The sequence below is a fragment of the Myxococcus sp. NMCA1 genome (assembly GCF_026810205.1).
Classification (GTDB): Bacteria; Myxococcota; Myxococcia; order Myxococcales; family Myxococcaceae; genus Myxococcus; species Myxococcus xanthus_A.
Genome location: NZ_CP113950.1, coordinates 1,568,588 through 1,583,820, shown reverse-complemented (window position 1 = coordinate 1,583,820; position 15,233 = coordinate 1,568,588). Strand labels below are relative to the sequence as shown.

Sequence of the window (15,233 nt, the reverse complement as noted above, 5' to 3'; positions counted from 1 at the left end):
TTCACTGGCGCTCAGTAGGCGATGTTGTAGCGGGCGGCCTGCGCCTTCACGCCCTTCATCACGTTGGCGTCGAAGGCGTCCTCCTTCTCGGGAGCGTTCTTCGTCAGCCACGCCTCGCGCTCCGCGGCCAGCGTCTCCGCCTTCTTCTCCAGCGCCTTCTTCTCCTCGGAGAGCGCCTTCACCTTCGCGGCCTGCGCCTCCTTGGACAGGCCCTTGAGTTCGGAGGGGAGCTCGTCCGCTTTCACGCCATCCAGCGCGGACGGCGCCTCCACCAGGTCCACCGCGCCGCCCACCGCCTTGGGCGCACTGCTCGCGGGGGCTCCCGCGGCCCCACCGCCGCGCGTCTTCTTCATGTAGCTGATGCGCTCGGCCGCCGCCTCGGGCGCCAGCGCCCCCATGGAGGCGGCGCGCGCCATGTTCTCCGCCTGGACCTCCCTGCGGCCCGTGTAGAGCGTCTTGGTGGCCAGCTCCGCGTTCACCTTCGCCAGCTCCGCGTCATACGGCGTGGCGACGGCGACCATGCCACCGCCCTGGTCAATGGTGTCGAAGGTGCCGTCCGTCAGCTTCGCCACGAACCGCCACGACGCCTCCGTCTCGGCATCCCCGCCGCACCGCACGGTGTTCACGACGATGTGCTTCTCCCGGGCCTTCTTCGCCCAGTGCTTGAAGTCCCAGTCGTCGTTGCGCTGCGCCGGGGGCGCGTCCCCCACCAGGAAGATGGCCTTCATCACCTCCCGGTTCTTGCTCCAGGACAGCTTGGACACGGCCTCGCCCAGCCCGCGCCCCACGTGCTCGGGCGTATCCCCGCCGCCACCCGCCTCGAACTTGCGCAGGTTGGCGAACACCGTGTCCAGGTCGTCGCTCAGGTCGAAGCGCTTCGTGACGTAGTCGTCGCCCACGTCGCGGTAGGCCACCAGCCCCACCTTCAGGTGCGGCGTCGGACGGCCCTGCGCGATGCGCGAGGCGATGGAGTAGATCTTCCGCTTCGCTCCCTCCAGCAGCCCGCTCATCGAGCCCGTCGTATCCAGCACGAACACCACTTCAATCTCCGGCCGGGCGGCGGCGGGGACCTGCTGCTGGGACGGCGCCGGCTGCGCGGGCTTCTGGTTCGGAGCGGGCTTCGCCTGAGCGGCCGGCGTCGCCGCCTTGGCGGGCGCGGGCTTCTCCACGGGCTTGAAAATCGGGCTCTCCTCGGCCAGGGACAGGGCAGCGGACAGAGCGGTGACGAGCGCGGCCGACAGCGCGGCGCGCGACAGGGACTTGCGGTCCATGGCGTTCTCCAAGGGGAAGGACGACAGCGAGGTTCGAAACGAACGACTTCGCCCCCGGGTCTACGCCCCCGGTCGATTTCTCACACGCGCCGCCGGTTGCACCCGCCCTGCCCTGGCGTTAGGGCTCCCTCCGCGTGCGCGTCTTCCATTCGGACAGCTACGAAGTCCCGTTGCCTCCCGGCCACCGCTTCCCCATGGAGAAGTACCGACTGCTGCGCGAGGCGCTCCTGGAGCGGGGCGTGCTCTCCCCGGAATCCCTCACCGAATCCATGCCCTGCCCACGCCAGGACCTCGCGCGAGTCCACACGCCCCGCTACCTCGACGCGCTGTCCCAGGGCACCCTCACCGACGCCGAGCAACGGCGCCTCGGCTTCCCCTGGTCGCCCGAGTTGGTGCGGCGCTTCTCCGCCGCGGTGGCCGGCACCGTCGACGCGGCTCGCGCGGCGCTCCAGGACGGCATCGGAGGCAACCTCTCCGGCGGCACGCACCACGGCTTTCCGGACCACGGCGAGGGCTTCTGCGTCTTCAATGACATCGCGGTGGCCATCCGCGTGCTCCAGGCCTCGCGCGACATCCGCCGGGCCGTGGTGGTGGACCTGGACGTCCACCAGGGCAACGGCACCGCCGCCGTCTTCACCGGCGACGACTCCGTCTTCACCTTCTCCATGCACGGAGAGAACAACTTCCCCTTCCGCAAGCAGCCCTCCCACCTCGACGTGGGCCTGCCGGACGGCACCGGAGACGCGGCGTATCTGGACGCGCTCGCCCTGCACCTGCCCGAGGTGCTCGACAGCGCGGGCGCCTGCATCCTCTTCTTCCAGGCGGGCGTGGACCCGCTCGCGGAAGACGCGCTGGGACGGCTGTCCCTCACTCACGCCGGACTGAGAGCGCGAGACAGGCTGGTGCTGGAGGCCGCACGCCAGCGGGGCATCCCCGCGGTGCTCACCCTGGGCGGCGGCTACGCGAAACCTCTGTCCGCCACGATTGATGCGCACGTGGGCACCTACGAGGTGGCTCGTGCGTTGTTCCGCTGAGCCCGCCTGCTCTGGAGCGGCTTGCCCAGGTGCCACGGTGGACGGATGCTGGCACTCACCAGGAGATTCAAGAACATGACCCCATCCCTCCGCCGGTCCCTCATCGGGAGCCTGTTCCTCGTCGGCAGCGCGCTCGCTTTGTCCTGCGGCAGCGACGGGCCCTTCTTCCGCATCGCCTTTGACCTCCCCGACACCCTCACCGCTATTCCGGGTGAGAGCCTTCCGGTGGACATCACCGTGCGGCGCGAGGGCGACGACCAGAGCGCGTTCCGCATCAACCTCCAGAATGCGCCCGAGGGCGTGACGCTCGCGCCGGAAATCGCCCTGCCCGAAGGCGAGCCCAGCGTCACCGCGACCGCCACCTATTCGGTGGCGCAGGACACGCAGGCCCGGGGCATGATGCGCGCCCTGCTGATGGCCACCAACGCCGCGGAGACGTTCGCGGCCAGCGCCAACATCTTCCTCGTCATCCTTCCGCCGCCCGTGGCCCAGCCGGACTTCTCCGTCACCATCGAGCCGCGCCAGTTGGACCTGTTCGCCGGTCAGAACGAGAAGGTGCGCATCACCGTGACGCGGGCGGAGGGCTTCACCGGCCCCGTCACCGTCGCCCTGGAATCGCCCACCCGCCGCATCAGCATGCCCACGGTCACCATCCCCGCGGACCAGACGTTCGTGGAGCCCTACATCGACACCGACCGAGGCATGACCCGCGTGCCCGTCGCCGCCTCCATCATCGCCACCAGCGAGGACGGACGGCAGGCCAGCACGGGCACCACCATCAACGTGCGCTAGCACCGCCACGCGAGGCGCACGCCGCGGCCTCCAGAGCAGCCTGCGGAGCATGAGCCCACCCGCTGGAATCAGGGAGCTTCGTCCCGGAGCCGCGTCATGCCCGAATCAATTTGAGAGCCCACCCCGGCCAACCTGAAATCCCTCGTCAGACGGACGACGGGGCCCCGTCCAGCGCCGGGGCCTGCACGCACGACAGCGGTGCACGAAGGGGCCTGGGAGGGATACCTTGAAGACAGCCATGAGCATTTCACCCACCCGCCGGCAGGCCGCGCTGGACGCCCTCAAGCTGGACGACGAGTCCCTCCTGAAGGCGTGTGAGGTGGACTACTTCATCGCCTCGGGCCCGGGGGGACAGCACCGCAACACCACCGCCAGCGGCGTGCGCCTCACGCATGCCCCCACCGAGCTGTCCGTCAGCGCCACCGAGCGCCGCAGCCAGGTGCAGAACAAGGGAGTGGCGCTGGAGCGTCTGCGCGAGGGACTCAAGGTCCTCACATTCGTGCCCAAGGTGCGGCGGGCCACCAAGCCCACCGCCGGCTCCAAGCGGCGGCGCCTGGAAGGCAAGAAGCGCACCTCCGAAAAGAAGGCCCTGAGAAACAGCAAATCTGGCTGGTAACCCAGGGTCCATTCGGACTCCAGTCACCCTGTCGCCGGACAGTCAGGGTGCGCCTAAAGTTTGCGGGCTCGCAGACATTGCAAGGTCGCCTGCTGCTCGTCGGGACCTCCTCCTGGAACTTTGCCGTGGAGTGTCGGGGGCTTGGCTCACCAGGCGGGGAGGCACGAGGTGTGCAGAAACACCCCGCGTGTCTCCATTGCCCCAGCCCCCAGGGGTCATTGTGCCCGCAGGACATTCCCCCATGCCCTTGCTCACGGTTTTTCCGACACCTTCCCTGAAGTACCGTTCCCGCGAGCCCCGCTGGAAGCTGTGGGCACCCCTGGCGCTGACGCTGGCCGCCTCCGCCGCGTGGGCCCAGGACGCCGCCACCGACCCCCCCGCCGCCGCGCCCGCGCCGGACTACGCCGTCGAGGCGAAGAACGCTCAGCCGTCCGGCCTGGTGGTGCGGGTGGCGCCCCTTCATCAGACGCAGTTCATCGTGGAGAACGCCGAGCGCGTGAGGGTCCAGGCCTCCGCGGTGGTCGAGGCGTCTCTCGGTGAGCCGAATCAAATCATGGTCCAGGGGCTGAGCCTGGGCGTGTCCGAGGTGCTCGTGTGGCGCCAGGGCACCAGGCAGCCCCTGAGCGTGCGCGTGGAGGTCGCCAAGTGAGCCGGCGCGACGCACGCGGAATGACGCTGCTGGAGGTCAGCATCGTCCTCGCCATCATCGCGGTGCTGGCCGCGCTGGCCTACGCGGGCTACGCGCAGCTCAGCGCGCGGGCGGGTCCGCAGAACGCGGCCGCCGACCTGTCCGGCGCGCTCGCCGAGGCCCGGGCCCGCGCCGTGGACCGTCAGGCCGACGTGTGGCTCATCATCTACCCGGACATCAATCCGGAGGGTCAGGCCGGCGCGGGCCATGGCGCCTGGTTCCTGCTGGAGGACCGCCTGCGCAACTTCGGAGACGCCGCGGGCGCCAGCGGACAGCTGAGCTTCGGCACCTTCTCGCCCCCGCTGGACATCCAGCCCTCCGCGGACCAGGGCCGGTTGATGGACGCCATGTACCTGGACCGCTACTCGCAGCGCACCGTGCGCTTCGGCGCCAGCGGCAACCTGGCGTGGACCGGCATCTTCGAGGGACTGGCCGCCACGGACTGCAGCTTCTGCAGCGGCGCGCCGCGGCGGGGCGCCATCGTCTTCCGCGGTGACGGCTCCGCGCGCTTCGTGGACGGCGCGGGCCAGCCAGTCATCCCCGCCGGCAACGGCGCCGTGAACCGGGCCGCGTCGCTGGCGCTTCTCTCCACCGACGGGCAGCGCGAATACCTCTTCGCCGTCTCCGCGCCCGTCGGCTTCGTCGACATGAGGGTCAACCGATGAGGCGCCTGAATCCCGCATCCCGCCGCGCCCACATGCGCGGTGCCACGCTCATTGAAGGCATGGCGGCCGCCGCCATCCTCGCCATGGGCATCAGCGGCGTCTTCGGCGGGCTCATCTTCGCCAGCCAGCAGAACGCCGCCGCCAACCGCCTGTCGCAGGCCAGCGCCATCGCCTCGCAGGTGCGCTCCGGCCTCCAACTCCAGGGCCGCTCCCGCCTCTTCGCCGGCGCCGGGCCGCTGTCCAGCGCGCGCTGCGCCGGCGCCGCGGAGACGCTCGAGCTGGCCGGCGGCCTCTCCACCCTGCCCGACGCGTGCGTCGTGGACCTGGACGCCTTCGAGACCGCGACCGGCGACCCGCTGCTCCGCGTGGTGCCGGGTTACTCGCCGGAGGAGAGCGAACACTACCGCCGCGTCCTCGTGTGGACGCCGGCGCAGGCCATCGACTCGGTCGCGGTGGTGGTGTCCTTCCGCAGCGCCGGCCAGCGTCGCTACGTCAAGCAGTTCGTCGCGCTCTACAACCCGGCGGAGAACGGCGCGGGGGTTGAACTGTGAGCACGTCCAGGACGCACGCGCGACGCGGCTTCACGCTCATCGAGTTGCTGGTAGGCATCACCGTCTCCTCGGTGGTGCTGCTGGCGGTGGCGGGGACCATCATCGCCGTCAACAACATCTTCCAGAACAACACCATCTCCAAGACGGCAGTCGAAGGCAGCCGCGTGGGCTCCGACTACCTCAACCGCACCCTGCGCTACGCGGGCTACGGTCTGGACCCGGCCATCGCCTTCAACTTCGACACGGTGGGACTGCCCGGGGACCGCAAGGACAACTACACGGAGGAAGTGGAGGGCTGGGGCAACTTCGTCACCGACGACCTGGCCTTCCGCTACCGCGACCCCATGTTCCTGCGCCGTGGCCAGCTCGACGGCACCGGGACGGAGCCCTTCCAATTGGAGCTGGAGCCCGCCGCGACCTTCGGCCAGCCGCTGCGCCAGGGGCAGGCCGTGCTCATCGCCTGTCCGGGCGGTCAGGACTACTTCCTCGGGCGGCTGACGGCGGACGTTGCCGCGGATGGAACCAGCGCCACGCTGAACACCGCGCTCGCCGCGGGCCTCCCGGGCGATGTGCCCAGGGCCTGCATGACGGACACCGGCCGCATGCCCTTCGTCATGCTGGTGCATGAGAAGCGGCTGCGCGTGGAGGCGTACGGTGGCCGCCCGTACCTGGTGGTGAGGCACGGCTGGGCGCAGAACGCCGACTTCGACCCCATCGCCGTGGACGTGGAGTCCTTCCAGGTCAGCTACCAGATGAACCGGCCGCCCGCGAACTCCGCGTGCTGCGCCGGCCTGCCCGCGCCCGACGGCGCCGTGGGCAGTGGCATGGCCTGGGTGCTGGGTGACGAGGACTCCGTCGTGCTGCCCAAGTACGACGCCGACGTTCCGCCGCCCACGTACAGCACGCCGTACGACGCGCCCCTCCGCTACAACATGAACCCGGCCAACATCCGCTCGGTGGGCGTGGGCCTCACGGTGCGCTCGGTGCGCCCGCTGCCTTCCGGCAAGAAGAACCAGGGCCGCAAGCTCTTCAACGCGGACCCCGTGAATCCCGAGGACATGTTCTTCCGCACCACCGTGGAGACGTCTCTCCGCATTCCCAACATGACGTCCCGCGCCTTCTTCATCCCCGAGCTGCGCTCCGAAGGCGTCGCCGGTGACATCAAGAACGTCTGGGGAGGCTAGCCACCATGACTCACTTCGCCGCACGCCGGGGCAGCGCCCTGGCCATCACCCTGATTGCCCTGACGGTGCTGCTGCTGCTCGTGGTGGGCGCCATCACCTTCACCGGCCGCAACCAGTCCGCCGCCGTGGCCAAGACGCGCAGCGACCGCGTGGAGGCCTGCGCGGAGACGGCGCGGCGCTACCTCCTGTCGCGGCTGAAGGTGTTCGGCACCGGCGCGGTGCCCGTCACCAACATCAGCCTGGAGCAGGTGCTGCAAGACGACCAGGTCGTCGCCGACAGCAGCATCATGCGTACTGCCCACCTGGGTGACACCGCGTCGGCGCCCACGGCGGCGGTGCTCGCCTCGTCCTCGTTCAGCAGCGGAAAGGACCAGGTGAGTGACGCGGCCAACACCCTTCGAGAAGGCACGGCCGGCGGCAGCTACTACCGCGTGGTCGTCATGTGTGACGAACCCGGAGGCCGGCAGGCCGAGACCGAGTTCGTCTTCCGCTTCGGCATCTGACCCCTTCCGACTCCGCCATTCCCCGAGCCCCCCATGAAGGCACTCTTCCCCACCCTGACGGCCCTGTCCGTGCTGCTGGCCGCCCCTGACGCGCTCGCGCAGGACCCGGCGTCTTGCAGCCTGCAGTCCACCTCCCGCCTGGACGCGCTGCTCAACCCCGCGCGCGGCAGTGACGAGCGCTTCTTCACCAGCCCCAGCGGCCCGCCCAACATCCTGCTCATCCTGGATACGTCGGGCTCCATGGCGTACTGGCCCATCGCCTGGAGCAACGACAGCAACCACAGCTTTGACAGCTCCAGCGGCGGCGCCTCTCCAGGCTGCCGGCAGGCCAACATCGACGAGCTGAACTACGACGCCAACGTCGAGTACCCGCGGATGTGGCTGTCGCTGACCAACCAGGACTCGCCCTGGTTCGTGCCGGCCAAGTACTACAGCTTCGCCGGAAACGGCAGCGGCACGCACACCAGCTTCGGGATGAACAGCAATCCCGTGCGCTTCGACCAGCCACCGCCCAACACCGTCATCAGCGACAACGCGGCGGCGGCATGCGCCAATCTGGTGGGTACCAACAACAACGGCAACCGGCCCGCCGCGCGAGCCGCGTGCGCGCAGTGCCTCGCGACGAAGGGCTACTTCCAGTACACCTCCAGCCAGCGCGTCGCGTCGGGCAACTTCCTCAACTTCTACTCGCCGCGCGGCCACTCCGCCGTCAACGTCATCAGCCAGGTGCTCAAGGACTCGGAGCGCACGCGCTTCGGCGTGGTGACGTTCTCCGCGAGCAGTGAAGCCACCGACACGGTGAAGTGGAGCGGCCAGGACGTGGTGCGCTTCGAGCGCTTCGGTCCCAGCTGCGGCGAGTCGCTCAGCGGCGCGAAGCGTGAAGAGCACCGCAACAACCTGCTCAGCAAGATGCGGAACGGGCTGCGCTTCAACACGGGCACGCCCCTGACACAGGCCTTGTGGGGCGCCAGCACCTACTTCCGCTCCGCCGGCAGCGACCCATTCCCCGGATGGTTCGGCAGCGGATACCTGTTCGACTCGGGCTTCAACGACGAGGCCGCGCCCGGACGAGCCGCCGCCTGCTTCACCTGCGGCTTCAACGCCATGATTCTGCTCACGGACGGTGAGCCCAACGAGCCCAGCGGCAACTCCGCCCAGGTCCCGGCCCAGGTGCGCAACCTGGACGTCCCCTGCGCCAACTGCGCCGCGGCCGGCCAGGGCAGCAACAGCGGCGGCTCCAGCAGCCACATCCACCGCATCGCGAAGTGGATGTGGACGAACGACCTGCGGCCGGAACTGGATGGGGCGCAGCAAGTGGCCACGTACACCGTGGGCTTCGCGCTGACGAACACGCAGGCCATCAACCTGCTGCGTGTCACCGCGGACGCGGGCGGCGGGCGCTTCTACGCGGCCACCAACTCCAGCCAACTGAAGTCGGCGCTCCAGTCCATCGTCGACGACGTGCAGAACCGGAACATCGCGTTCGCCGCAGCGGCCATCTCCTCGTTCCAGACGGGCAGTTCCACGCTCAGCGCGCTGATGCCGCGCATGTCGCCCGCCTCCGGTGACAGCGCCTGGCGCGGAGACTTGTGGCGCTTCAACCAGTTCAACGAGTTCGTGGAAGGTGTCGACAAGAACGGCGACGGCGACATGGACGACATCTTCGTCGTGGACCGGGACGGGGACATCGTCGTCGAGGACACATCCGGCAACTTCGTCAAGGACGGCGGCAGCACCCCGGCCAACCAGTTCTGGGAGGCGCGCCGCGCGCTGATGGCCCGCGCGCTGAACAGCCGGAAGATCTACACGGTGACGGACAGCAACCAGGACGGGCGCCTCACCGCCGCGGACAACGCGGCGACACCCATCGAGTTCACCGTGGAGAACCGCGAAGCGCTGAAGAGCTACTTCGGCATCCTCGGCACCCCCGTCTGCCCGAAGGTGCAGTCGCTCAGCCCCCTGGACATCGACCCGGGCACGCTGATGACGGGCCTCCGGCTGACGCCCCAGCAGGCCGCCGCGGCCATGAGCGTCGCGGTGCCCGGCTTCGGCAGCGTGACGCAGGCGCAGACCTGGTTGGACGACGTCTGTGTGCGCACGCTCATCCAGTACGTGCGCGGCCAGGACCTGGCGGACGAGGACGGCAACGGCAACCGCACCGAGGTGCGCCGCTCCGTGTTGGGCGACATCTTCCACTCCGCGCCGGTGCTGGTGGACCCGCCCATGGACAAGTTCCTGTGCAACCTGGGCATGAGCAACCAGTGCACGCGCACGCTCTACAGCCAGCAACTGGGCGTGTCGCCCACGCCGCTCGCCACGGAGAACATCAGCCGCTGCGGCAACACCGTGGAGGTGGACGCGTATGACGCGTACCTGCACCGCTACCGCCGCCGCGACAAGCTGGTGCTGGTGGGCGCCAACGACGGCATGCTGCACGCCTTCCGCGACAGCACCGCGAGCAACGACAACTGCGAGGGCGGCCTGCCCATGATTGAGTACTCGCCCAGCAGCGGCGAGGAGGAGTGGGCCTTCATCCCGCCCGACCTGCTGTCGCGCCTGCACGAGATGGCGGGCGGCCACCAGTACTACGTGGACGGCGACATCATGGTGCGCGACGTGTGGGCGGACGGCTCGGACGGCTCGCAGCCGGACGGCATCAAGCAGTCCACCGAGTACCACACGATGGCGGTGATTTCGGAGGGACGCGGCGGCGTGCACTACCTGGCGCTGGAGCTGCGTGCGGACTCGGGCACCGGCCGCTTCGGCGCGCCCCGGATGCAGTGGATGTACCCGCAGCCGGACTCCCCGGAGGCCGCCCTCTTCGGCAAGACGCTCTTCTCGCTCAGCCCCAAGCCGCCGCCCATTGGCCCCGTGCTGGTGGAGGCAGGCACCGCGGCGGGTCCCGTGTCCCGCTACAACGTGGAGACCCAGGAGCGGTGGATGGTGGCCCTGTCAGGCGGCTGGTCCCCCGGCCAGGAGAAGGGCCGCGGCATCTACATGGTGGACGCGTGGTCCCCCGAGGTGAATGGCCGCACCGACAACCTGTGGTGGAAGTTCGAATACGACCCGAACGCCACCGGTGAGCAGCACGGGCCCGCGCGGCACCTCACGCACAGCGTGGCGGCGCCCGTGGCGCTGGTGGACTACGGCGTAGCCGGCAACGTGCAGCAGGACGGCTTCTTCGACACGGCCGTCTTCGGTGACATGCGCGGCCAGCTGTGGGTGGCGCGCATGTCCGTGCCCGGTGCGCTGGACCCGAGCACCCGACTCATCCGCAACTGGAGCGCCGCGCGCGCCTTCCAGATGGACCGGGACGCCGTGGGGCCGTCGGGCGGCCAGGGCGACAGCCTCACGCGCACGTGGCCCTTCTATTACGTGCCCTCCATTGGCATCCAGCCGGGCACGGGCGCCATGCGCGCGCTCGTCGGCACGGGTGACCGCTACGCGCTGCTGGATGACCAGGCCGGCATCTGCCGCTTCGACAACCCGCAGGCCTGCGCGCGCTACGGGTGCGGCAACGTGGAGGTGGACTACCGCGTGGACCGCATCGGCGAGAACATCACCCAGTCGCGGCACCAGTGGACGCAGCGGGGACTGGCACAGTCCACGCTGACGCGTGGGACGGCCTCGCAGCCCGCCTGTGGCAACCCGGGCCAGACGGTGGTGTCGGCCCGGTTCACCCGGCACGAGGCCCGCTCCTGCCCGGGAGCGCCCCAGGACTACACCTCCATGAGCCCCGCGCGCGTGGAGTGCGGCAAGGACGCCGCGGGCAACTTCCGCTGCCTCGACGTGAGCAACGTGGCGCCCAACTTCGCGGACCTGGAGCTGACCCGCACCGTCAACGCCATTGGGAAGAATCGCTTCTACGGCGTGCGCGTGTACGGCGTGGCCGGAAAGACGTTCGCCGAGGATGCCACCGCTGTTTCCGCGGAGGGCCCCATGACGGCGAGCCAGTTCGACGCGGAACGCCTGAGCGACCGCACCAGCGACAACGACACCAGCGGCGACCTGGTGGACGTGACGAACATCACCTGCGACGCGTCCGGTGCCTGCTCCGCGACGGGCGCCCTGCCCGAAGGCGACGGATGGATGCTGGAGTACACGGACAACCACACCCACAAGACGGCGGGCGGCGCGGCCACGGTGGCCAGCTGCACGCTGTGGAACGTCATCTACCCGTCGCAGGACGGCGAGGTGTGCAGCAGCACCGCCGCCCGGGCCCGCTTCTACCAGGCGGACTTCCTCAGCGGCCTGCCCAACTGCGCCGCGTCCTTCGAGAACGCGCGCTACCAGGAGCGCGCGGTGCTGTCGCCGCCGCCCGAGCCCGCCACCGCGGTGATGATTTCGCCCACGGGCAGCGTGAAATACAGCGCCATCATGCAGGAGCCCGGACAGCGCCAGGCCACCTCGGTGGACGTGTCGGAGAACAGCGAGGTGCTCCAGAACGTGTACGAGCTGCCCCTCACCCAGGAGCAGCACGCCTGCCGCCACGAGAACGCGGCCAGCTGCCTGCCATGATGACGTGAAGGCCCGCCCTCCCCGCTCGCCTGGGGAGGGCGTCTGGCGTTAGAAGACGGGCATGCCCGCACTCGAAGACGCCATCGCGCTCGCGGTGGCCGCGCATCACGGCCAGCGAGACAAGGCTGGCCAGACGTACATCCTCCACCCGCTGCGGGTGATGATGCGGCTGGACACGGACGAAGAGCGCACCGTGGCCATCCTCCACGACGTGGTGGAGGACACGCCCTACACGCTCGAGCGCCTGCGCGAGCTGGGCTACCCGGAAAACGTCCTGGGCGCGCTGGACGCCCTCACCCGCCGCCAGGACGAGACGTACGAGGCCTTCATCGAACGGCTGCGCCCGCTGGCGCTCGCCCGCCGCGTGAAGCTGGCGGACCTGGAGGACAACATGGACGTGCGGCGGCTGGCCGCGGTGACGCCCAAGGACGCCGAGCGCCTGGCCCGCTACCGCGCCGCCTGGGCCCGCCTGCGCGAGCCCTAGAAGACACGACGGCCCGGAGTGCCACGGGGGCGACTCCGGGCCGTAGTGCTACCAGCGCCCGCCGAGGAAAGCAGGGCGCCGGTTCCTTCAACTCCGCGCTAGGCCTTGGCCAGTTGGCGGAGCACGTACTGCAGGATGCCGCCGTGGCGGTAGTAGTCGAGCTCGTTCGGCGTGTCGATGCGGCACACCACCGTGAACTCCTTGGTACCACTCTCACCCGTGGCCTTCACGGTGAGCTTCTTCTGCGGCGCCAGGTCCTGCGCCACGCCGGTGATGTCGAACTTCTCGTGACCGGTGAGGCCCAGCGACTGCGCGTCCTGGCCCGCCTCGAACTGGAGCGGCAGCACGCCCATGCCCACCAGGTTGGAGCGGTGGATGCGCTCGAAGCTCTTGGCGATGACGGCCTTCACGCCCAGCAGCATGGTTCCCTTGGCCGCCCAGTCACGGCTGGAGCCGGTGCCGTACTCCGCGCCCGCCAGCACCACCAGCGGCGTGCCCTCCGCCTGGTACTTCATGGACGCGTCGTAGATGCTCATCCGCTCGCGCGTGGGGATGTGGACGGTGACGCCGCCCTCCACGCCCGGAACCAGCAGGTTCTTCAGGCGGATGTTGGCGAAGGTGCCGCGCACCATCACCTCGTGGTTGCCGCGGCGCGCGCCGTAGGAGTTGAAGTCCTTGGGCTCCACGCCGTTGGCCATGAGGTACTTGGCCGCCGGGCTCGTCTTGGCGATGTTGCCCGCGGGGGAGATGTGGTCCGTGGTGACGGAGTCACCCAGCAGCGCCATCACGTGCGCGCCATGGATGTCCTGCGTCGCCTTGGGCTCCTTCGGCAGGTTCTCGAAGAAGGGCGGCTTGCGCACGTAGGTGGACGTGTCGTCCCACTGGAACGTGGAGCCCTTGCCCACCGGCAGCTGCTGCCAGAGCGCGTCGCCCTCCATGGCGTTGGCGTACTGGCTGCGGAACTGCTCCGGCTTCACGGAGGTGCGGATGACCTCCTGAATCTCCTCGTTGGTGGGCCAGATGTCCTTGAGGAACACGGGACGTCCGTTGGGGTCGGTGCCCAGCGGCTCGTTGTCCAGGTCCATGCCCACTTCGCCAGCCAGCGCGTAGGCGACCACCAGCGGCGGGCTGGCCAGGTAGTTCATGCGCACGTGCGGGTTGATGCGGCCTTCGAAGTTGCGGTTGCCGGACAGCACCGCGGCGACGACCAGGTCACCCTCGGTGACGGCGTTGGCCACGGGCTCCGTCAGCGGACCGGAGTTGCCGATGCACGTCGTGCAGCCGTAGCCCACGATGTGGAAGCCCACCGCCTCCAGGTAGGGCAGCAGGCCGGCGTCGCGCAGGTACTCGCTGACGACGCGGCTGCCCGGGGCCAGGGACGTCTTCACCCACGGCTTCGGGTTGAGGCCGCGCTCCACGGCCTTCTTGGCCAGGATGCCCGCGCCCACCAGCACCGCCGGGTTGGAGGTGTTGGTGCAGGACGTAATCGACGCAATCACCACCGCGCCGTGGCCCAGCTGGTAGCTCTGGCGGCCGTTCTTCACCGTGACGGTCTGCGCCAGACGCTCGGGAGGCACCGCGGCGGCGGCGGCCTTGCCCTTGCCACCCTCCTCGTCCTCGCCCTTGCTCTTGCCGGCCGACAGCATCTCCACCAGCGACTTCTCGTAGCCGGACTTCATGTCCTTGAGGGGCACGCGGTCCTGCGGGCGCTTGGGGCCGGCGAGGCTGGGCACCACGGTGGACAGGTCCAGTTCCAGCGTGTCGCTGAAGAGGGGGTCCTCGGCGTCGTCACGCCGCCACAGGCCCTGCTCCTTGGCGTAGGCCTCGGTGAGGGCCACCAGGTCGTCCGGACGGCCGGTGAAGCGCAGGTAGTTGAGGCTCTCCTCGTCCACCGGGAAGAAGCCGATGGTGGCTCCGTACTCGGGCGCCATGTTCGCGATGGTGGCGCGGTCCGGCAGGGACAGGTTCTTCAGGCCGCTGCCGTAGAACTCCACGAACTTGCCCACCACGCCCTTCTTGCGAAGCATCTGCGTGACGGTGAGCACCAGGTCCGTGGCGGTGGCGCCCGCGGGCAGCTTACCGGAGAGCTTGAAGCCCACCACCTGCGGAATCAGCATCGTAATCGGCTGGCCCAGCAGCGCGGCCTCGGCCTCGATGCCGCCCACGCCCCAGCCCACCACGCCCAGGCCGTTGATCATCGTGGTGTGGCTGTCGGTGCCCACCAGCGTGTCCGGGTACACGGTGCTGCCCTGGCGGAACGTCACGTGCGCCAGGAACTCCAGGTTGACCTGGTGGCAGATGCCGATGTCCGGCGGAACCACGCCAAAGCCCTTGAACGCGCTCTGGCCCCAGCGGAGGAACGCGTACCGCTCACGGTTGCGCTCGAACTCCAGCTCGGCGTTCTCCTTGAACGCGGCGGACGTCGCGAAGGAGTCAATCTGCACCGAGTGGTCGATGACCAGGTCGGCCGGGTTGCGCGGGTTGATCTTGTCCGGGTTGCCGCCCATGGAGGCCAGCGCCTCACGCATGGCCGCCAGGTCCACCACCGCGGGCACGCCCGTGAAGTCCTGGAGCAGCACGCGGGCGGGGTGGAAGGAGATCTCCACGTCCGGGGTGGCCTTGGGGTCCCACGCCAGCATCTTCTCCACGTGCTCGCGCTTCACCACGCGGCCATCCTCGTGCCGCAGCAGGTTCTCCAGCAGGACCTTCAGCGAGAACGGCAGGCGGTTCACCGCCGGGTGGGATTTGGCCAGCTTGCCCAGGCTGAAGAGGTCATAGGTGGCGGAGCCCACCTTGAGCTGGGACTTCGTGCCGAAACTGTCGGTCATGTATGTTGCCGTCCTTCCTTGCGCGGGATGCGGGAACTTCTAGGCCCCCCTTTGACGCGTTGCAAAGGGTTCCTGCGAGGGCATTGAGGGCCGGACGCT

General features: G+C 69.4%; 12 protein-coding genes. 10 read left to right on the top strand and 2 right to left on the bottom strand.

The window, feature by feature from the left end; all coding sequences use genetic code 11:
- Positions 1 to 11: 11 nt before the first annotated feature.
- A complete protein-coding gene (locus OZ403_RS06785; RefSeq protein WP_268783738.1) occupies positions 12 to 1,271 on the bottom strand; it encodes a vWA domain-containing protein in 1,260 nt (419 codons plus the stop codon).
- A gap of 134 nt (positions 1,272 to 1,405) precedes the next feature.
- Between OZ403_RS06785 and OZ403_RS06780 the strand changes: the two genes are divergently transcribed.
- The 10 genes from OZ403_RS06780 (at position 1,406) to OZ403_RS06735 (ending at position 12,306) form a co-directional block, all read left to right on the top strand.
- Positions 1,406 to 2,305, top strand: a complete 900-nt coding sequence (locus OZ403_RS06780) for a histone deacetylase family protein (RefSeq protein ID WP_268783737.1) — start codon at positions 1,406 to 1,408, stop codon at positions 2,303 to 2,305.
- Between the two features lie 75 nt (positions 2,306 to 2,380).
- Positions 2,381 to 3,097, top strand: coding sequence for a COG1470 family protein (locus OZ403_RS06775; RefSeq protein WP_237078098.1), 717 nt, complete (start codon positions 2,381 to 2,383; stop codon positions 3,095 to 3,097).
- A gap of 238 nt (positions 3,098 to 3,335) precedes the next feature.
- Positions 3,336 to 3,713 carry a peptide chain release factor family protein gene (locus tag OZ403_RS06770; RefSeq protein ID WP_026113834.1) on the top strand — a complete coding sequence of 126 codons (378 nt, stop codon included), beginning with the start codon at positions 3,336 to 3,338 and terminating at the stop codon, positions 3,711 to 3,713.
- 241 nt (positions 3,714 to 3,954) lie between these two features.
- On the top strand, positions 3,955 to 4,362 hold the full coding sequence (locus OZ403_RS06765) for a pilus assembly protein N-terminal domain-containing protein (protein WP_268783736.1): 408 nt from the start codon (positions 3,955 to 3,957) through the stop codon (positions 4,360 to 4,362).
- The gene (locus OZ403_RS06760) at positions 4,359 to 5,066 is read left to right on the top strand and encodes a prepilin-type N-terminal cleavage/methylation domain-containing protein (protein WP_268783735.1); all 708 of its coding nucleotides are present in this window, start codon (positions 4,359 to 4,361) and stop codon (positions 5,064 to 5,066) included. Before OZ403_RS06765 ends, OZ403_RS06760 begins: the two co-directional genes overlap by 4 nt.
- Positions 5,063 to 5,617: a type IV pilus modification PilV family protein gene (locus tag OZ403_RS06755; protein ID WP_268783734.1), complete on the top strand. Its 555-nt coding sequence runs from the start codon at positions 5,063 to 5,065 to the stop codon at positions 5,615 to 5,617. Before OZ403_RS06760 ends, OZ403_RS06755 begins: the two co-directional genes overlap by 4 nt.
- Entirely contained in the window at positions 5,614 to 6,801 is a 1,188-nt protein-coding gene (locus tag OZ403_RS06750; protein ID WP_268783733.1) for a PilW family protein, read from the top strand. The genes OZ403_RS06755 and OZ403_RS06750 overlap by 4 nt, the downstream gene beginning before the upstream one ends.
- Before the next feature lie 5 nt (positions 6,802 to 6,806).
- Positions 6,807 to 7,304 (top strand): hypothetical protein, encoded by a 498-nt coding sequence (locus tag OZ403_RS06745; RefSeq protein WP_140788356.1) that lies wholly within the window; start codon positions 6,807 to 6,809, stop codon positions 7,302 to 7,304.
- A 33-nt stretch (positions 7,305 to 7,337) separates the two neighbouring features.
- Positions 7,338 to 11,822, top strand: a complete 4,485-nt coding sequence (locus tag OZ403_RS06740; protein WP_268783732.1) for a PilC/PilY family type IV pilus protein — start codon at positions 7,338 to 7,340, stop codon at positions 11,820 to 11,822.
- 61 nt (positions 11,823 to 11,883) lie between these two features.
- The gene (locus OZ403_RS06735) at positions 11,884 to 12,306 is read left to right on the top strand and encodes an HD domain-containing protein (protein ID WP_140788353.1); all 423 of its coding nucleotides are present in this window, start codon (positions 11,884 to 11,886) and stop codon (positions 12,304 to 12,306) included.
- 98 nt (positions 12,307 to 12,404) lie between these two features.
- Here the strand turns inward: OZ403_RS06735 and acnA are convergent, their stop codons facing one another.
- Positions 12,405 to 15,134 (bottom strand): aconitate hydratase AcnA, encoded by a 2,730-nt coding sequence (gene acnA / locus OZ403_RS06730; protein WP_268783731.1) that lies wholly within the window; start codon positions 15,132 to 15,134, stop codon positions 12,405 to 12,407.
- Positions 15,135 to 15,233 lie beyond the last annotated feature (99 nt).